Raw genomic sequence first — 21,518 nt, forward strand, 5'->3', positions numbered from 1 at the left:
GGCCTGAGCCAGAAGACGAGGATGCCCCGCACACCTTGCGTGTGCGGGGCATCCTCGCCTAGGTGCGGGTAGCTATCAGTTGTTAGCCCCATTGGTGCCGGCAGTACCGGTGACACCGCCGGGCTGGCCGACACCACCATCACCACCGTCACCACCGGTGCCGGACTGGCCGTTGAAGCCGCCGATTCCGCCACTGCCACCCTTGCCGCCGGCACCGTCGCCGACGCCCGGGCCACCGTCGCCACCGTTACCGCCGTTGCCGCCGACGCCGGCGCTGCCGGTGACCGATGTGGGGGAAGGGCCTTGCAGTTGGACGTTGCCCCAACCGCCTGCCCCACCGGCACCGCCCTTGGCGCCGCCCGCACCGTTGAGGCCACCGTCACCGCCGGTACCGCCGGTTGCGGTGCTCGCCGTGATCGAGGTGCCCGGATAGGTCGCCTGCAGCCACGCGCGGCCGCCGAGCCCGCCGTCACCGCCCAGGCCGGCACCGCCGTCGCCGGCGGTCAACGTGCCATCGGCTGTCGCGTTGAAGGCGCTCAAGTTGGCCGAGCCGCCCTTACCGCCGGTGGCGCCGGCAGCACTCGCGTCGCCGCCGTTGCCGCCTTGGGCGATACCGGAGGACTCGGCCCCAGTTCCACCGGCCAGGATGCTGCCGCGGTCCCCGGCGCCGCCCTTGCCGCCGCCGGTGGCGTCGCCACCGTTGCCGCCGGTGGCGGTGCCGTGTGCGGTGCCACCGACTCCGCCGCCCTCGGGACGAGCGCTTTGAATGATGCCGGTGGCGCCGACACCGCCGACACTGCCGACACCGGTGGCGTTACCGCCGCTGCCTCCGGTGGCGGTGCCGTAGGAGAGGCCTCCTGCGCCGTTGGCCTCGAGTTCGCCGAACCAGCCGTTGCCGCCGACGCCGCCATCGGTACCGGCACCTCCAGAGCCGCCGATTGCGATCGCTGTATTGCCGCCACCGATCGTGCCGCCGGCATCGTCGACGACCAGGAAGCCACCGCCGCCGGCACCGCCCGTTCCGTTGTTCCCGGCACCGCCGGCACCGGCGGTGCCGGTACCGGTGATCGTGCTGCCGRCGCCATTTGCCTTGGCCTCACCGAAACCGCCCACGCCGCCGGTACCACCGTTGGTGGCGGCACCGCCCGCACCGCCGGAAATGGTGGTGTTGGAGATACCTGCACCGTTGGTGGTCTGCACGTTTGCCGCGCCACCAGCACCGCCGATACCTCCGGTGGTGCCGACCCCGGCGTTACCACCGGTGGCGGTGCTGCCGGAGACGGTGCTACCAGTGCCGTCGGCCGACACCGTCGCATTGCCGCCGACGGCGGTCAGCCCGTTCTGGCCGGCGACCGCGTGGCTGCCGGAGATGGAACCCCCATCGGTGGCGCTGACCGTGGCATAGCCGCCCAGGCCACCTGCACCGCCGTCACTGCCGGTCGCAGAGCTGTTGGTGATGGTCCCGTTGATGGCTTCGACCTGGCCGATGCCGCCGTTGACAGAGCTGCTGGCGTCTCCGCCGATCGCGGTGCTGCCGGTGATGTTGCCGCCGCTGCCGGCGTCACCCAGGGTGCCCGCGAAGACGTAGGCCTGGCCGCCCAGGGCGCCCGAGGCGTTGACGCCGCCGAGTCCGGAGCCGCCGTCGCCGGCCGTGGCCGTGCTTCCGGTAGCGATGCTGCCGTCGGCGTTGGCCACGATCCGGCCCTGACCGCCGGTGCCACCGCGGCCACCGTCGCTGGCCGCGCCGCCGTCGCCACCGGTCGCGGTGCCCGACGCCTGGCTGTTCAGCCCGAACGCCTGGATGTTGCCGATGGTGCCGTTGCCGCCCACGCTTCCGGCGCCCGTGCCGTCCCCACCGTTGCCGCTGGATGCGTCACCACTGGCCAGTGCCCCGGCTGCAAAGGCACCCACCTGGCCGGCGCTGCCATTACCGCCGGTGCCGCCTTCGAGGCCGGCACCGCCGTTACCGCCGCTCGCGGTGCCGCTGGCCACCGCACCGGTTCCGCCGGCGACCACGCTGCCGGTGGCGCCGGTACCGCCCTTGCCGCCTCCGGTGGCGTCACCACCGTTGCCGCCGGTCGCGGTTCCGCTGGCCGAGCCGTCGTTGCCGCCGATACCGGTGCGGACAAAGCCGGACTGGATGTTGCCGCTGCCGCCCTTGCCGCCGATGCTGCCGGCGCCGTCGGCGGAGCCGCCGTTGCCGCCCTGGCCGGTACCGGAGGTGGTGCCGCCGGTGCCGCCCTCGACCCCGGCCGTGACGGCGGAGTAGCCACCGGCGCCGCCGACGCCGCCGTCGGTGGCGTTACCACCGTCGCCGCCGGTCGCGGACCCGTTTGTCACGGTGCCGCCAAGAACAGCCGCGGCGTCGGCGTCGGAACCGGCGCCGCCGACGCTGCCAGCGCCGTCGGCCGTACCGCCGTTACCACCGGTAGCCGCACCGTCGGTAATGGTGCTGGTGGGGCCGTCTGCAGTAATCCTGCCCGCGCCACCCGCGCCGCCGACTCCACCGTCGGTGCCCGCACCGCCGGTACCGCCTGCGGCGTCGCCATTGGTGACCGAAGCGCCGTTGCTGGCACTCACGGCGGCCGCGCCACCGGCACCGCCGCCGGTCCCGGTCCCCGCGGCGCCGCCGATCAGACTGCTGTCCTCGACGCTGCCACCGGCCGTAGCGGTCACCGTGGCACTGCCACCGGCACCGCCGAGGCCGGCCTTTCCACCCGCAAGGGTGGTGTCCGCGACGGAGCTTCCGCTGCCATGGACCTCAACCTTGACCAAACCGCCGGCAAAGCCGTCGGTGCCGTTGCCACCGGTGGCCGTGACGTTGCTGACGGTCGCATCGTCATAGACGAGGAAGTTGGCCGTGCCGCCCGACGCCGCAGAGGTGACGTAGCCGGCACCGCCGTCACCTCCGTGGGCGTGACTGTTGAGGATCTGTGCGCCCTCACCAATTGCCTGCAGGGAACCCCGGCCGCCGCCGGCACCCACGAGGCCGTCGTGACCGTCGCCGCCCGCGCCGCCAGTCGCGGTCCCGGTGACCTTGCTGTCCACGCCGGAGGCCTGCAGCCAGCCGGTGCTGCCGCCACCGCCGGTGTTGCCGACGCCGATACCATCGCCGGCGTCGCCGCCCTTGCCCGTACCCGAGGCATAGGACCCATCGGCGGTCGCGGCCACCTGGCCGGTGCCGGCAGTCCGGGAGTCGCCGCCGACGCCGCCATCGACACCGTCGCCGCCCCTGGCGCCGAACGCGCTGCCGTGTGCTTCCGCACCGACCCCGTTGCTCAGCACGACGGCCATGCCGCCGTTGCCGCCCGTACCGCCACCGCTCGCAGACCCGCCGTCACCGCCGGTGGCGTCACCGGTCGCGATGCCGCCTACCGGACCGCCGTAGCCGGCCTGAACCCAGCCGCCACTGCCGTCACCGCCGACACTGTTCTCGCCGGTCGCCGTTCCGCCGTTGCCGCCGAAGCTGTCGCCCGTGGCGCTGCCATATGCGGTGGAATTGGTCGAACCCTCGGCCCCGGCGCCACCCTGGCCACCGTCGATGCCGTCGCCGCCGTTACCGCCGGTGCCGGTACCGCTGGCCGAGCTGTTCTCACCCGTCGCCTCAACAGCGCCCCGACCGCCTGCGCCACCGATACCACCCGTACCGGCACCGCCCGCTCCGCCGTACGCGTTACCGGTTGCGGTGCTGCCGGTCCCGTCGGCGGACACGACGGCCGCGCCGCCGGCTCCACCGACCCCACCGTCGGTGCCGATTCCGCCGGCACCGCCGTAGGCGTAGGCGTCGGTGACCACACCGCCGTTGGTGGCGGAGATGGTGGCCGTCCCACCGACGCCATCGGTGCCGTCAACACTCTCGATCGAGAAGAGGGAGAACATGCCGCGGGCAAAGTCCTCGCCCCCACCGCCGCCGTTGCCGCCGCCGTTGCCGCCTTCGACGTGGCTGTTGGTGACGGTGCTGCCCGAGTCAGCGGTGATCGATGCGTCGCCACCGGCCGCGGTGGCCGAGGCGTTACCACCGGTCGCCGAACTGTCTTCGACGGTGCTGCCGTCGGTGGCGTACACCGTTGCCGACCCGCCGGCGCCACCGTCTCCGCCGTTACCGCCGGTGACCTGTGTGCCGGCGACGGAGGCGCCGCTGTCGGCGTTCACGGTGGCGCTGCCACCCTCGCCGCCGTTACCGGCGTTGCCGCCCACGAGCGTCACGTCGGTGACGGTGACGCCTGCGCCGTCAGCGTTGATGACAGCCGCACCGCCCGCATAGCTGTCGCCGCCATTACCGCCGGTGACGGAGCTGCCGATGATCTCGGCCCCGTTGGTCGCGGCCAGGGTGGCATCGCCGCCCGCGCCACCGCTACCGGCGTTACCGCCGGTGATGCTGCCGCCGGTGATGGTGCTGGTCGCGTCGACAATGACGTTAGCCGCGCCGCCCGCGTAGTCCGCCGTGGCATTACCGCCCGTGATCTCCACGTTTTCCACGGTGCCGTCGATGACCAGGGTGGCGACACCACCGGTCAGCCCGGGAGCCCCGGGGCCGCTGACGGTGCCGTTCGCGCCGTCGCCGCCCTTACCACCGGTCACCGTAGAGCCGCTGGTGGATCCGGTGCCACCCACGTAGGCACCGCCGCCACCACCGCCGCCACCACCGCCGTAGCCGATGTCGCCGGATCCCTGGTAGCCCAGGCCGCCTATGCCGCCGTCACCGCCGAACGCGCCGGCGCCGACCGCCGCACCGGTGCCACCGACGCCGCCGGTACCGCCACTGGCGCCAGTGCCACCTTTACCGCCGTTGCCACCGCTACCGCCGGACTGCGGAATGCCTCCAATCAGGCCCGAGGCGTCGCCACCGTCGCCACCGTTGCCACCGGCACCGCCGGTGCCTGCGGCGCCGACAGTCCCGCTTGTTCCCGTGGTGCCACCGGTGCCGCCGGCGCCCGCTGCCCCACCAAGACCGGTGCCGCCGTTACCGCCGTTACCGCCGTTGCCGGCCAACAGACCGGTGCCGCCGTCGGCACCGTCGCCGCCGTCACCGCCCTTACCCCCGGTACCGCCGGTGCCACCGTTACCGCCCTGACCACCGGCACTGCCGGACAGGCCCGTGCCGCCCTTGCCACCCGCACCGCCGGTGCCACCGGCTCCGGCGTTTCCGCCGTTGCCGCCCGTCGCACCCGGGGTGACCGCGTCGGCACCGTTGGTGCCGTCGCTGCCGGCGCCACCGGTGCCGCCCTTACCACCGGTGCCGCCGCCGATACCGTTACCGCCGGCACCACCCGCACCGCCCGCTCCACCGGCAATCCCGTTGACGCCGGGGCCGGTGCCGCTGGGGGTCGGACCGGCGTCGCCGCCGTTACCACCGGCGCCACCACTGCCGCCGTTACTGGTGGATCCGGTGCCACCTGCGCCACCGGTGCCACCGATGCCGGCCGCGCCGCCGGTGGCGTTGCCACCGTTTCCGCCGGCGCCGCCGTTGCCTGCCGCGGTACCAGCACCCTGGTTGCCGCCGGCACCACCGACACCACCGTTGCCGGCCTTGCCGGGGTTGTAGTCCGAGGCGTCCGGGTTGACGTTGTTTCCAGCTCCTGCCGCGCCGCCGTTACCGCCGGCGCCACCGTTGCCGGCGTCAGCGGTCGCGGTGCCATCGGCGCCCTTACCGCCCGCGCCACCGCTGCCGGCCCAACCTCCGGCACCCACCGTGCCGTCCTGACCGCCATCGGTACCGGTACCGCCCTGGCCGGCGGCACCGCCGTCGCCGCCGTTACCGCCCTTTCCGCCGTCGAGGCCGCTGCCGGCCGGCGCGCTGGCGCCCCCGGCACCGTTGAGGCCCTGGCCGCCCTGGCCGCCCCGGCCACCGTTCCCGCCGCCGACACCGCCGATGCCCTGACCGCCCGCACCACCGGCACCGCCGGCGCCACCGTTGCCGCCGTCGTAGCCGTTGCCGTTGGCGTCGGTTCCCGCGCCCGCGGCCGCCTGGCCGCCGCGGCCACCGAGGCCACCGTCGCCGCCGTGGCCGTTGGCACCGTCTGCAGCGTCGCCGGCACCGGCGCCACCGGCACCCGCGTTACCGCCGTTGCCTGCTACGTCTCCGATACCGCCGTCGCGACCGGGTGCGCCCGCCACCGATCCCGGGTTGCCGGCCGTACCGCCGCGGCCACCGAGGCCACCGTTGCCGCCGGCACCGCCGACACCACCACTGGCTGCGTCAACACCTTGCCCGCCGGCGCCACCGACGCCACCGTTACCGGCGGCACCGCCCAGTCCGCCGTCGCCGGCGTCGAAGCCGGTCGAGCCATACCCGCCGTGGCCGCCAGTGCCACCAGTGCCACCGTCGCCGGCGGCACCACCGGCGCCACCGATCACGCCGGCACCACCCTCGCCGCCGTTACCGCCGTTACCGCCTACGCCGCCGTTGCCGCCGTCAGTGCCCTGTAGCGAGCCCCAGCCGCCGCGGCCGGCTTCACCGCCGTCGCCACCGGCACCACCGACACCGCCGGTGCCGGCATTCGACTCGCCGCCGGCACCACCAATGCCGCCTTCGCCGCCATTGCCGGCGTTGCCACCGACCACGGTGTGGTCGTAGCCGTCGGAGAGGGAGCCCGGGTTCTCAGCGCTGCCCGCCCAACCGCCGATGCCGCCGGCACCACCGGCACCACCGTCGCCACCATTTCCGGTCACGCCAGTGGCCGCGCCGCCCTCACCGCCGGTGCCACCCTTACCGCCGGCACCACCGGCACCGGTGGTGTTGCCACCGTGGCCGTTCTGGTAGCCGCCATTACCGCCGTTACCACCAGCGCCACCGGCACCACCGGCGAAACCGTCACCGGCTGCGTTGTCGGCGCCGGCTGCACCGGCGCCGCCGTTGCCGCCGATGCCGCCGTTGCCCGCGGGCTTCAAGGGGTTGTTGTAGATGTTCTGGCCGAACAGCGCGGTGTCGCCGCCGTTACCACCGGCCGCACCTGCCTGGCCGGTGCCGTCGGGGAGTTGGCCGACACCATCGCCACCGTCACCACCGTTGCCGCCGTCGCCACCGAGGCCGACCGCGCCCTGCGAACCCGACGCAGCATTGGTGCCGTCACCGTTGTCACCACCGGCACCACCGAAACCACCCCTGCCGACCAGGCCGCCGGTTCCGCCGTCGCCGCCCTTGCCAGCCGCGATGCTGGAGGCGCCATCGCCATCGCCACCGTCACCGCCGTTGCCGCCGTTGCCCGCGTTACCGCCGGTGCCTCCGGCACCGCCTTCACCACCGGCACCGTGGCTTCCGGAGCCGCCACCGCCGGCAGCCCCTGCCGCACCTCCGGCGCCACCAGCGCCGCCGTTGCCGCCGACGGTGGCATTACCGGCGTTGCCGCCCTTACCGCCGGCCACACCGGTGTTGCCGGAGTTGTCTATGCCCGCAGCACCGTCGACACCGCTGCCGCCAGCACCGCCCTTACCGCCGGCGCCACCCTCGCCGCCATTGCCGCTGACACCGGAGACCGCGCCGCCGTCACCGCCCGCACCACCAGCGCCACCGGCGCCACCCGTGCCACCCGCGGTGGTTGCCGAAGCACCTGCCCCGACGCCACTGGTCCCAGCCGCACCTTCAGCACCCGCACCGCCGGTTCCGCCGGTGCCGCCGTTGTTGTGCGCGCCACCGGTTCCACCCGCGCCACCTTGGCCGCCGGCCTGGCCCGTCACGCCGTCAGCGGCAAATCCCGAACCATCGGCACCGGCACCACCGTTGCCGCCGTCGCTGTCAGCTCCGGCAGTGCCAGCGGCACCATTGCTGCCGCCTGCACCCGCACCGGCAAGGCCGATGCTGCCCGCCGCGCCGCCGTCAGCGCCGTTGCCGCCCTTGCCACCGGATCCAGCGGTGTTACCGCCGCTACCACCGGCGCCGTCGCCACCGTTGCCGGCGGTACCGGCGTTGCCACCGCTGCCGGCGTTGCCGCCGTTGCCCGCGGTTCCGGTGGCACTGGCGCCACCCTCACCACCCTTGCCACCGGCACCACCGGTTCCGGCATTGCCGCCGTCGGTACCCGAGTTGCCGCTGCCGACCTCTGCGGTGTAGCCGTCACCGGCGTTGCCGCCGTCACCGCCGAGGCCGCCCGAACCGCCGGCGCCGGCGACGAAGCCGGAGCCGCCCTGACCACCGTCGCCACCGAGGCCGCCGCTGGTTCCGCTCTCTCCGTCCACTCCAGCGGTGGTACTGCTTTGTCCGCTGTAGCCGTCGCCACCCGCACCGCCGGCACCACCGGCACCACCGTTGCCGGAGTTGGCGCGATCGGTGCCGTTGACCTCGAAACCGCCGAGGCCGCCGTTACCGCCGGCGCCACCGGTACCACCGTTTCCGCCGTCAACACCCGCGGTGGAACTGTCCGAACCCGTGGCACCGGTCTTGCCGTCGCCACCATTGCCACCGACACCGGCCGCGCCGTCGTCCCCATGGCCGCCTCCGACCAGCTGGCCACCGTGCCCGGCGTTACCACCGACACCGCCCTGACCGCCGGACGTGCCCGCCGCCGCCGTCGCATCGCTCGCGGCGTCATAGCCGGCACCACCGGCACCACCGTTGCCGCCCTTGCCGGCTCCACCGTTCAAGCCGCCAGCCGCCTGGGCTCCGGTGCCACCGGCGAGACCACCGGCGCCCCCGGCACCGGCGTTACCACCGTCGCCGCCGTTGCCACCGGTGCCGCCGGTCGGATCGCCCGCCGTACCTACCTGGCCGACTGCCCCGTCAGCGCCATCGCTACCGCTACCGCCGTTGCCACCGACACCGCCGGCACCATCCAGACCGGCCACCGAACCGGTGCCGCCGACACCACCGTTGCCGCCAGCACCACCCTTGCCACCGGACGTGCCCGCAGCAGCACCGCTGTCCGAGGCCGCGTCATACCCGGCGCCACCCTTACCGCCGGCACCACCATCGCCGCCCGTGCCGGTCGCGGCATGCGTACTGCCATCGACCTGCAGACCACCCACGCCGCCGTTACCACCGGAACCACCCTGGCCGCCGGCCGTGCCGTCGGGGTCACCCGCAGTACCTGCGGTGCCCGCCGCGCCGGTCTTGCCGTCGCCACCATTGCCGCCGACGCCCGCGGTGCCGTCGTCTCCACGGCCGCCTCCGACCAGCTGACCGCCGAGCCCGGCGTTACCACCGATACCACCATTGCCACCGGACGTGCCCGCAGCGGCCCCGGAATCCGAAGCGGCGTCATAGCCCGCGCCACCGGCGCCACCGTTGCCGCCCTTACCGGCGCCACCGTTCAAGCCGCCGGCCGCCTGAGCTCCAGTCCCGCCGGCCAGACCACCGGCGCCACCGGCACCGGCGTTACCACCGTTGCCGCCGTTGCCACCGGAACCACCGTCGGGCTCAGATGCCGTGCCCGCCTGGCCAATCGAACCGTTGGCACCGTCTGAACCGCTACCTCCGTTGCCACCCACGCCACCGGCACCATCCACGCCGGCCACCGAACCGGTGCCACCGACACCACCGTTGCCGCCGGCACCACCCGTGCCGCCGGACGTGCCCGCCGCGGCACCGCTGTCCGAGGCCGCGTCATAGCCGGCACCACCCTTACCGCCGGCACCGCCGTCGCCGCCCGTGCCGGTCGCGGCATGCGTGCTGCCATCGGCCTGCAGACCACCTACGCCGCCGTTACCACCGGCGCCACCCGTGCCGCCGGCGGTGCCGTCGGGGTCGGCCGCCGTGCCGGCGGTTCCCGCCGCGCCGGTCTTGCCGTCGCCACCATTGCCGCCGACGCCTGCCGTGCCGTCCGCGGCGCGCCCGCCGCCGACCTGCTGACCGCCGAGCCCGGCGTTACCACCCACACCACCATTGCCACCGGAGGTGCCCGCCGCGGCAGTCACATCCGATGCGGCGTCGTAGCCAGCGCCACCGGCACCGCCGTTGCCGCCCTTACCCGCCGTGCCGTTGGTGCCCGAGGCGGCGAAGTTGCCGCCGCCGGAGGAACCGCCCGCGCCACCGGCGCCGGCGTTACCGCCGTTGCCACCATTGCCGCCGGCCGTACCGGTCCGATCCTCAGCGGTGCCCGTGGTGCCGGCCACGCCGTTGGCGCCGTCGGTTCCCGAGCCACCATTACCGCCGACACCACCGGCACCGTGGGCCCCGGCATTGGTGCCGCTGCCGCCGACGCCGCCGTTACCGCCCACGCCACCATTGGTGCCCGAGGTACCCGCCGGTGCGCCCGCGGTCACCGCGTTGTACCCCGCACCACCCTTGCCGCCGACGCCACCGGCACCACCGTCGCCCTGAGCGGCCCGCGTGCTGCCATCGACCTGCAGACCACCCAGGCCGCCATTGCCACCAGCACCACCAGCACCACCAGCACCACCATTGGCACCCGAAGCACCCGCACTGGTCGAATCAGCCCCGGCAAAGCCCGCACCGCCCGCAGCTCCCGCACCACCGACACCCGCGGTGCCCGCAGTGCCATTGGCGGCCGGACCACCAAAGCCCGCACCACCGGTACCGCCCTTGCCCGCGTTACCACCGACACCACCGGCACCGCCGGCACCACCGTCGACATTCGACGCCGTGCCCGTTGAGCCCGCAGCACCCTTGCCGCCGGCACCACCGGAACCACCGGCGCCACCCTTACCGCCGACACCCTGCTGGCCCGCAACCGAACCCGTGCCCGCGGCGCCACCAGCACCACCGTTACCACCATTGGTGCCCGACTCACCCGCACCACCGGTGGCACCCGCCACCGACGCGTCCGTACCGGCCTTACCGGTGTAGCCCGCACCACCAGAGCCGCCGGCACCACCATTGCCACCCACACCCGTGGTAGCCCGCGTGCTGCCATCGACCTGCAGACCACCCAGACCGCCATTGCCACCAGCACCACCAGCACCACCATTGGCACCCGAAGCACCCGCACTGGCCGAATCAGCCCCGGCAAAGCCCTTGCCACCCTGGCCACCGGCGCCACCGACGCCCGCGGCGCCATTGGTACCGGCCGCGGCCTGCACACCCGAACCGCTGAGGCCGCCGGTACCGGCCTTGCCCGCGTTACCGCCCGCACCACCGTTACCACCGGCGGTGCCATCCACATTGCTGACCGTGCCGTCGTTACCGGCCGCGCCCGCGGCACCCGCGCCACCGTTGCCGCCGTTGCCACCGACTCCGCCGAGACCGGCCGCACCGTTGTTGGTGCCCTGGCCGCCGACACCGCCGGCGCCACCGTTGCCGCCGGCACCGCCGTTGGTGCCACTGGCGCCTGCCGCCACTCCGGCCACACCGTCAAGTCCGCTGCCGCCCTTGCCGCCGGCACCACCCGCGCCACCGTCACCCTGAGCTGCGCGGGTCACCCCGTCGACCTGCAGACCGCCCTGGCCACCGTCGCCGCCGGCACCACCGGCGCCACCGTTGGTGCCGTCGACGTGTCCGGTGGTCCCGTTGACACCGGCAAAACCAGCGCCGCCGACGCCACCCTTGCCGCCGACTCCCGCCAAACCATTGCTGCCGCTCGCGGCGGTGTTGCCGCCGCCGCTGTCGCCGCCGGCGCCGCCCTTGCCTGCGTTGCCACCGGCACCGCCGGTCTGACCCGCTGTGCCATCCACATGCGTGGCCGTGCCCGCCGCACCGTTGCCACCGGTGGCACCGTCACCACCGGAGCCACCGTTGCCGCCGACGCCGCCGACGCCGTGCAGTCCCGCATTGGTACCGGTTCCGCCGACACCGCCGGCACCACCGGCACCACCATTGCCGCCGTTCTCACCGGCCGCACCCGCGGTGGCCCCGTCCAGGCCCTCGTAGCCGGCGCCACCCTTACCGCCGGCACCACCGTTGCCGCCGTCGCCGTCGGTGGCGCGCGTGTTGTCGGTGTTCAGGCCGCCTTGGCCACCATTGCCGCCGGCGCCACCGGCCTGCCCCGCCGTGCCATCCGGGTTGGACTGGGTGCCCGCGACACCGTTTTGGCCATCGGTACCGGAACCACCGTCGCCGCCGACGCCGGCCGCACCAGATGCCGCCCGAGAACCGTTGGCCTGCACCCCACCCACGCCGGCGTTGCCACCCGCGCCACCGTTGCCGCCCGCGGTCCCCGAGGCCGCCCCGTTGTCGGAAGCGGCGTCATAGCCGGCACCGCCGACACCACCGTTGCCGCCCTTACCGGCCACACCATTGCTGCCGCTGGCGGCATGGTTGCCGTTGCCGGAGTTGCCGCCGGCACCGCCGACACCGGCGTTGCCGCCATTGCCGCCGTTGCCACCGACCCCGCCGTCGGGGTCGCCCGCAGTACCGGCCGACCCCGCGCCACCATCAGCACCATCGGTTCCCGATCCACCCTTGCCGCCGATGCCACCGGCGCCATGAACTCCCGCGGTGGAACCGGTGCCACCGACACCGCCGTCGCCACCCACACCACCACTGCCGCCCGAGGTGCCGGCCGCGGCACCCGCTGCCACCGCGTCATACCCGGCGCCGCCCTTACCGCCGGCACCACCATCACCACCGACACCATCGACAGCACGCGTGCTGCCATCGGCCTCCAGACCGCCTTGCCCGCCGTTACCGCCGGCACCGCCGGCACCACCGGCCGTGCCATCGGGGTCCAGCGCGGTGCCCGCAGCACCCGCGGCACCGTCTTTACCGTCGCCACCGGCGCCACCAGCACCGGCCACGCCGGAGTCCGCGTGGGAGCCATCGGCCTCGAGGCCACCCAGGCCCGCATTGCCGAGCCAGCACCGCCATTGCCGCCGGCGGTACCGGCCGCCGCGGTGGCGTCGGTCGCCGCGTCATAACCCGTGCCGCCGGCGCCACCGCTGCCGCCCTTGCCCGCGGAAGCGACCGCTCCGCTGGCGGCCTGACCGCCAGCGCCTTGACCACCGGCACCGGCAAGTCCGGCATTGCCACCGGCACCACCGGACTCACCGGCGAAACCATCGACATGGGTTGAGGTCCCGTCGGCGCCGTCGGCACCGTCAAGGCCGTCACCACCGCCACCGGCATTGCCACCCACACCGCCGACACCCTGGGCACCGGCCGCGCCCGCAGCAGCATTGGGGGTGAGCCAGCCGCCCGCGCCACCGGCACCGGCCACGCCGGCCGCACCACCATTGCCGCCTAGGCCACCATTGCCACCACCGGTGCCATCGATGTTCGAACTAGTGCCATCGGCCCCGGCCGCGCCCTGGCCGCCGGCGCCGCCGGCACCACCACTGCCGGCCGCGCCACCCTTACCGCCGGCGCCGAACAACAGATACGAACCTCGGCCACCGGCGCCACCATTGCCGCCGGCTCCACCATTGCCGCCGTTGCCGCCATTGCCGTCGCCGCCGTTGGCGAAGCTGCCGACCAAACCTGCCGCACCGGCCAGGCCGTCGCCGCCTTGGCCGCCCACGCCCGCCGTGCTGAACAGACCCCACAGCGCGGCGTCGCCACCGAGGCCACCGGTCCCGCCGACGCCGCCGGCGGTGGCCGCGTCACCGCCGTTACCGCCGGCGCCGCCGTGGCTGAACCAGGCGAACAGCCCGGCGGCACCGCCGGCGCCACCGTCGCCATCGAGGTAGCCGTCACCACCGGCACCACCGTCGCCGCCGAACAGACCACCCTGACCACCGGCACCACCGTCGGTGGTGGTGCCGGTTCCGTCGGCGTCCCAGCCCGCGCCGCCGGTGCCGTAGATCCACCCGCCCGCAGAGCCGTCGGGGTGCAGGGCGGTACCGTCCGCGCCGTCGCCGAACGGGCGAAGCCAGTTGATGTCGGCCCAGTTGAACGAGGCATCCGCGGAGCCCGGCAGATCCAGTGCGGAAGCCCCGATACCGGCCAGGTTGAGATCGGCCAGGACCGCATCCCAGGTCGCCTGGCTACCGAGAGCGTCGAAGAAGGGCGACCAACTGGCCGAGTCCAGCACCACCGCCCAGGCAGCCTGGTCACCCCAGTTGGCGCCCAGATCGGCAACGGCGTTGCCCAGGTCGGCACCCAGTAGGTCGAACAACAGATCGTCAAAATCGGCGTGCGCCGCGGGCGCGGCCGCGAGCGGCCCCAACCCGAACGCAAGAAACGCGCTCACCGCAGTTCCGGCACCGAACACCCGGTTGCTGCGACGGCTCTTTTGAACACCCTGACGGTAACGAGACATGGCACGTGCCCCTTAGCTACAGATATTGACGACGGCGGCAAATCTGATGGTGGGCTAGGTTAACAGCGGCACATTCTTAGTCAACCCCTACTTTTGTGAAGAACCTGAGCGATCATGACAACGTTTGTTTTCAGCGTCCTGAACAGCAGCTATCAAAAACGGAGAAGGCATTAGTTAACGGTTGTTGTCATATTCACAGCTGACAGACACCACTTATATCTCCCTCAGGTTAGGTAAAAGTGCCTACGAGTTGTTTGCCAGAGCAGACGCGCCGGGAGCGCGGCCGTCCGCATACCGCAACGCAATCACGGCCCGGTCAAAGGACCGGGCCGTGATGCGTGGAGAGGGCGACCAGTAGCGCACCGTCGCTACCCTTTACGGGTTGTTCGCGCCGCTAGTGATGGTCCCGAACCGTGCGCAGGTTCCGGTCAGCTCGACGTCTGTATAGCCGCCGGCCAGTGGGCGCATCGCCGCTGGTGCCGCCGGGACAGTCGTCCCGAGCATCCGGTACCGAACCGGTCCGGTGCCCGGCGAATTCGATCACGGAACGGCGTTGTTGGCTGTGGTGCCGTTAGCGCCCTTGCCGCCGGCGGTACCTACGGATGCCGCCGCACCCGCACCGCCGGTGTCGCCGGATGTGGCGTAGGAGCCGTCGGCGTTCTGGCCGCCGGCGCCGCCGGAACCACCGGAACCGACCGTGCCTGCAGTACCGCCGCTGCCGGCGGCGCCACCCGTGCCCGGGGTTCGAACCGCACCGGCGGCGGTGTTGTAACTCGCGTTCCCACCGTCGCCCCCGTCACCGCCGGCACCGCCCTTGCCGGCAGCCCCGCCGTTGCCGCCGTCGCCGCCCTCACCCGCGGTGCCGGCCTGGCCGCTGCCACCCACGGCACCGGCAGCACCACCGGCGCCACCGGCACCGCCGGCACCGCCGGCACCGCCAATACCGCCGGCACCGCCGGCACCACCATTGCCGCCGATGATCGACTGGTTGTTGAACCCAGCGGTGTTGATCGAGGCTGCGCCGCCGTCACCACCGTCGCCGCCCTCACCACCGGTGGCACCGGCACCGCCGTTGGCGCCTTTACCGCCGGCACCGCCGTCGCCGCTGACGCCGGAGATCGAGCCGCCGGCACCGCCGGCACCGCCTTCCCCGCCGGCACCGCCCTGTCCGCCGTTCTGCCCGTGGCCGCCGATGCCGCCACCGCCGCCGTTGCCGCCGGTGCTGTTGCCACCCAAGGGACCGCCGGCGCCCTTGTAGGCGCCGCCGCCGTGGCCGCCGTCGCCGCCGTTCGCGCCGATGCCGCCGTCGCCGCCCTTGCCGCCGTTGCCGCCCCACGCCTTGTTGTTGGTTGTGCCGCCACCGAGATCGGTCTTCTGGCCGCTGCCGCCGTCGCCACCCTGCTGGCCCGCCACTGCGGCGGTGGTGCCGGCGCCACCGGATGCGCCCTGGACATTCGGCGTCGTGTTGATGCCCGAGCTGCCGCTCCACGGGTAGCTGGTACCGCCCGGTGCCTGGCCGGCCGGCGCCGGGTTACCGGTGCTGCCGAGAGCGCCGTCACCGCCGGCGCCGCCCTTGCCGCCGTTGCCGATCGCTCCGGCGTCGCCGCCCTTGCCGCCCTTGCCGCCGTTGGCGCCCGGTGCTGCGCCCGGGTCCTTGGCTGCGTCGTAGCCGTTACCGCCGTTGCCGCCGTTGCCGTGGGCCCCGCTGGCCCAGCTGCCGTTGGCGCCGTTGCTGCCGGCGTTACCGCCGCCGCCGGCTGTGGTACCGGCGTTGCCGCCTTGTGAGCCGGCACCGTTGGCGCCGGGGTTGCCGCCGGCGCCGCCGTCGCCACCCTTGGGAGTGGAGGCGTTGCCGTTGGCCCCGTTGCCGCCGTTGCCCGGAGTGCCGCCATTGCCGCCGTTGGCGCCGTTGCCGCCATCGCCGTTGACGCCGACCACAGCCCCGCCCTGCGCGGTGCCGGCATCCCCACCGGCCCCGGCGGTCCCGGCGCTCGCCCCGTTACCGCCGTCGCCGCCGCGGGTGCCGTTCTCACCGGGGTTGGTACCTGTGTAGCCGGCACCGCCGGTCCCACCGCTGCCGCCGGCACCGGCGTTACCGCCCTTGCCGCCATTGCCCGCAGTGTTACCGCTCAGCAGGCCGCCGTTGCCACCCGCCCCGCCCTGGCCGCCGTTGCCGCCGCCAGTGCCGTCGCCACCCGTACCACCGTCGACACCGGACGACCCACCCGTGCCCGCGCCACCGTCAGCACCGGCCGACCCGCTGCCACCAGCACCGCCGTCACCGCCGTTGCCGATCGATCCACCGTCGCCACCCTTGCCACCGGCACCACCCGAAGTGCCCGCCGCCGCACTCAGATCCGACGCCGCGTCATAACCGGCACCACCAGTGCCGCCATTGCCCAGGACCCCGCTCGGGGAATCACCGTCGACACCATCAGCACCGGGGGTCAAACCGCCGCCACCGACGCCCTTAGCGCCGACCGCACCGACATCACCACCCTTGCCGCCATCACCACCGGCACCCAACGCACCACCGGAACCGGCCACACCAGCCAACCCGGCCGCACCGTTACCACCGTCACCGGGAGTGCCGGCATCCCCACCGTCACCACCGTTGCCGCCGTTGCCCTGACTGCCCGCGTTACCGCTGCCATTGAGCAGCGCACCCGCAGCACCACCGACACCACCCGCGCCGCCGGCACCACCGTCACCRCCCTTACCGCCGTCCTGACCGACACCCAGGTCGGCCCCGGACTGCCCGTCAGCACCGGTGACACCAGCACCACCAGCACCACCATTGGCACCGCTACCAGCATTGCCACCAGAACCGGCATTACCAGCCACCGAGCCACTAGCACCACCAGCACCACCGCTGCCGCCGCTACCACCCTCACCGCCACTGCCACCGGCATCACCCGGGTTGACACCACTGTCACCAGACTTACCGGCCACACCGCTGCCGCCGTGGCCGCCGTTGCCGCCGTTGCCGATCGAACTGCCATTGCCGCCGTTACCACCGTTACCACCCGAAGTACCCGGCGCCGCAGTCACATCCGATGCCGCGTCATAGCCGGCACCACCGTTACCGCCGTTACCGGCCAGACCACTGGGCGTACTGCCGGCTACCCCGTCAGTTCCCTTACTGCCCGTCCCGGACGCACCACCGGTGCCCGCGTTCCCGCCACTGTCACCGCTGCCCGCGGCACCGACAGTGCCGCCGTCACCGCCGTCACCGCCATGGGGATGAGCGGCGTCACCGTTGGCGCCGTCGCCGCCGTCACCGGGCTTACCGCCGTTACCGCCGTTACCACCGGCACCGCCGGAACCGTTAGCGCCCAAAGTGGCACCAGCACCACCACTGCCGCCGACACCACCATGGGCACCGTTACCGCCAGCGCCACCATTACCGCCATTGCCGCCGTCGCTACCGCCATCGACGCCCTGGCCACCCGCACCCGCCAAACCACCATTACTGCCCGACGAGCCCACGCCACCGTTACCACCAGCACCACCAGTGCCCGTACCCGACGTACCACCGGCACCACCGTTACCGCCCTGACCGAACTGGAACGGCGCCACGAACGTGCCGTAACCACCAGCACCGGCACCACCATTGCCGCCATTACCGGCCGCCTGACCACCCGACCCGTCACCACCGGCACCACCATTACCGGCGTCGGAGTTCACGCCGCCATTACCACCGGCACCACCAGCGCCACCGGTGCCCGAACCGGCAGCGTTACCACCGGCACCGCCGTCACGGCCCACGCCGCCCCAACCGCCGGTGCCACCATTGCCACCGTTGCCCGCGATCGTGGCATCACCACCGGTACCACCGGTGGCCACCGCGTTACCGCCGTTGCCGCCGGCACCACCGGCACCACCATTACCGGTGGCGCCCAAGGCGTTACCGCCAACACCGGCGGTTCCGCCCCAGCCGCCGAGGCCACCCCAGCCACCGTTGCCACCGTTGCCGCCGTCGGGTCCACCGGCACCACCGTTACCGGCCACCGAACCACTGTCGCCGCCATCGCCACCGTTGCCACCGGCACCACCGTTACCGGCCACCGAGTCACCACCACGGCCACCAATGCCGCCACCCAGGTGCGCGGTGCCACCGGCACTGCCACCGTTGCCGCCGTTGCCCGTACCGGTGGCATCGCCACCATTGCCACCGTTGCCACTGTGCCCGGCATCGCCACCGTCACCACCAGCACCACCAGTGCCCGTGCCGAACGCCTTGCCACCATCACCGGCAGCACCGCCACCAGGACCGGCACCGAACAGCGCGTCGCCACCGGACCCACCGGTGCCACCCTTGCCACCATCACCACTGGCATTGGTGGCACTCGAACCCGCACCGGCATTACCGCCGTTACCGCCGTTACCGGAGTCACCACCACGGCCACCATCACCAGAACCCAGGGCGTCACCACCGCGACCACCACCACCAGAGGTACCGCCGTCGCCGCCATTACCACCAGCCTGACCCGCACCACTGGGACCGGAGTTACCAGCCGAACCGGCACCACCATCACCACCATTGCCGCCAGCACCACCGGCGCCACCGTTACCGGTCCCCGCACCCGTGCCACCCACACCACCGACGCCACCACTACCACCAGCACCACCAGTGTTGCCGGCCTGGCCATCCCCAGCCACCGCACCAGCGTTACCGGCAGCGCCATTACCGCCGCGACCACCGGCACCACCCGCGCCGTCAGCAGCCGTGCCACCGGCACCGCCAGCACCACCGGACTGGCCCGTCATCCCGTCACTGGCGAAACCGTCGCCGTCGCCGCCGTCGCCGCCGGCACCACCAGCGCTGCCCGCGCCGGCACTACCCGCAGTGCCATTGTTGCCACCCGTACCGGCACCGGCCGCACCGACGGCACCCGCAGCGCCGCCGTCGGCGCCATTGCCACCCTTGCCACCAGAACCGGCGATGTTTCCACCGCCGCCACCGGCGCCGTCACCACCAGCGCCAGCCGTACCGGCGTTACCACCACTACCGGCGTTACCGCCGCTACCGGCGATACCCGTCGCACTGCTGCCACCCACAACGCCGTCACCACCAGCGCCACCAGCACCGGCGTTACCACCGTTAGTACCGGACAGGCCGCTACCGGCCGGCGCCGTCCAGCCCGTACCACCGTTACCGCCATCACCACCGTGGCCGCCGCTGGCGCCTTGGCCACCGTCGCCGCTGACACCGCCGGTGCCGGTGACCGACGTGCCGCCGGCGCCACCGTTACCGCCCTGCCCGAATTGGTTGGGCGGGAACGGGTTCCACTGGGTGCCGCCCCCAGCACCACCGGCACCACCATTGCCGGCGTTCTGGGTGGCCGTGCCATCCCCACCGTTACCACCCTGGCCGCCACCGGTGTTGACGCCGCCATCGCCGCCCTTACCGCCTTGACCACCGTTGCCGCTACCCGCCGCGTTACCACCGGCGCCGGCCTCACGGCCCACGCCGCCCCAGCCGCCGTCACCACCATTGCCGCCGTTGCCGGCGAACGTGGCATCACCACCGGTACCACCGGTGGCCAACGCGTTACCGCCGTTGCCGCCGGCACCGCCGGCACCACCATTACCGTTGGCCCCCAACGCGTTACCGCCCTGGCCGCCGGGGCCACCCCAACCAGCGACACCGCCCCAACCACCGTTGCCGCCGTTACCGGTGCCCAGTGCGTCGCCGCCGTTGCCGGCCACCGACCCGGTGTCAGCGCCGTTGCCGCCGTTGCCACCGGCACCACCGTTACCGGCCACCGAGTCACCACCGCGACCACCGATACCGCCACCACCAGCAGCGCCGTTCGGGTCACCGGCATCGCCACCATTGCCGGCGTTGCCCGCACCCGTGGCGTTGCCACCGTCAGCACCGTTACCGCTGTGCCCGGCGTTACCGCCGTCACCACCGGCACCACCAGTGCCCGTGCCGAACGCCTTGCCACCATTACCGGCAGCACCGCCACCAGGACCGGCACCGAACAGCGCGTTGCCGCCGGCGCCACCACTGCCACCGTTACCGCCATCACCGCTGGCGTTGGTGGCACTCGAACCCAGGCCGCCGTTACCGCCGTTACCGCCGTTGCCGGAGTCGCCACCGCGGCCACCATCACCGGAACCCAGGGCGTCACCACCGCGGCCACCACCACCGGAGGTGCCGCCGATACCGCCGTTGCCGCCGTCCTTACCGGCACCGTTGGGACCGGAGTTACCGGCCGAGCCGGCACCACCATCACCACCGTTGCCGCCGGCACCACCGGCGCCACCGTTACCGGTGCCGGCACCCGTGCCACCCACACCACCGACGCCACCGTTGCCACCGGCACCACCGGTGTTGCCGGCCTGGCCATCCCCAGCCACCGCACCGGCGTTACCGGCAGCGCCATTACCGCCGCGACCACCGGCACCACCGGCGCCGTCAGCAGCCGTGCCACCGGCACCACCAGCACCACCGGACTGGCCCGTCATACCGTCACTGGCGAAGCCTTGTCCGTCGCCACCATCACCACCGGCACCACCAGCACTGCCCGCACCGGCGCTGGCGCCGTCGTTGCCGGCCGCACCGGTGCCACCGGCCCCGCTGCCCGCGGCGCCGGCCAGACCCTTGGCGCCGCCATCGGCGCCATTGCCGCCCTTGCCACCAGCACCCGCGGTGTTCGCACCGCCGCCACCGGCGCCGTCACCGCCGTTGCCGGCCGTGCCCGCGTTACCACCGCTGGCGCCGTCACCGGCAGCTCCACCGGTACCGTTACCGCTGGAGTCGCCCCCGGCACCACCGGTACCGCCCGCGCCACCGGCGCCGGCGTTGCCGCCAGCCCCACCAGCTGCGTCGCTGCCGGCCACGGCACTGAAGCCTTCGCCGCCGTTACCACCGGCACCACCAACACCGGCGTTACCACCGTTGCCGGCCGTGTCACCGTCACCACCGCGGCCACCGCTACCACCGGCACCACCGGCACCACCATTGCCGCCGTCGACAGTGCCTGCGGTGCCCGCGGCGCCACCAAAGCCGACGCCGCCCTTGCCACCAGCGCCACCGTTGCCGCCATCACCCTGGGCGGCGAAGCTGCCATCGACTTCCTGGCCGCCGGCGCCACCGGTGCCACCGGCACCACCGTCGCCACCAGCGGTGCCATCGACGTGGCCGGCAGTTCCGTCGACGCCCGCGAAGCCGTCACCACCCTTACCGGCGTCACCACCGGCACCCGCGGTGCCATCAACACCGTCGACGATCGGGCCCCGGCCCGCACCACCGGCACCACCCTGGCCGGCGTCACCACCGGCACCGCCGGCACCACCGGCATAACCATCCAGATGCGTGCCATCACCATCGGCACCGTTGGCGCCCTCGCCGCCCTCACCACCAGAGCCACCGGCACCACCAGCACCACCAAGACCCTGCAAGGCTGCGCCGCCCTTACC

General features: G+C 73.5%; 2 protein-coding genes and 1 pseudogene. All 3 read right to left on the reverse strand.

Annotated elements, in window-relative coordinates:
* Positions 1-75: 75 nt before the first annotated feature.
* Positions 76-12,627, reverse strand: a complete 12,552-nt coding sequence (locus EJK91_RS21850) for a beta strand repeat-containing protein (RefSeq protein WP_164517995.1) — start codon at positions 12,625-12,627, stop codon at positions 76-78.
* Between the two features lie 857 nt (positions 12,628-13,484).
* Positions 13,485-14,087: pseudogene (locus EJK91_RS23190) on the reverse strand (PGRS repeat-containing protein); the annotation flags it as partial.
* Positions 14,088-14,627: 540 nt separating this feature from the next.
* Positions 14,628-21,500: a PE family protein gene (locus tag EJK91_RS22985; protein ID WP_206430434.1), complete on the reverse strand. Its 6,873-nt coding sequence runs from the start codon at positions 21,498-21,500 to the stop codon at positions 14,628-14,630.
* Positions 21,501-21,518 lie beyond the last annotated feature (18 nt).

This window comes from Mycobacterium sp. P7213, from assembly GCF_900604305.1.
Taxonomy (GTDB): domain Bacteria; phylum Actinomycetota; class Actinomycetes; order Mycobacteriales; family Mycobacteriaceae; genus Mycobacterium.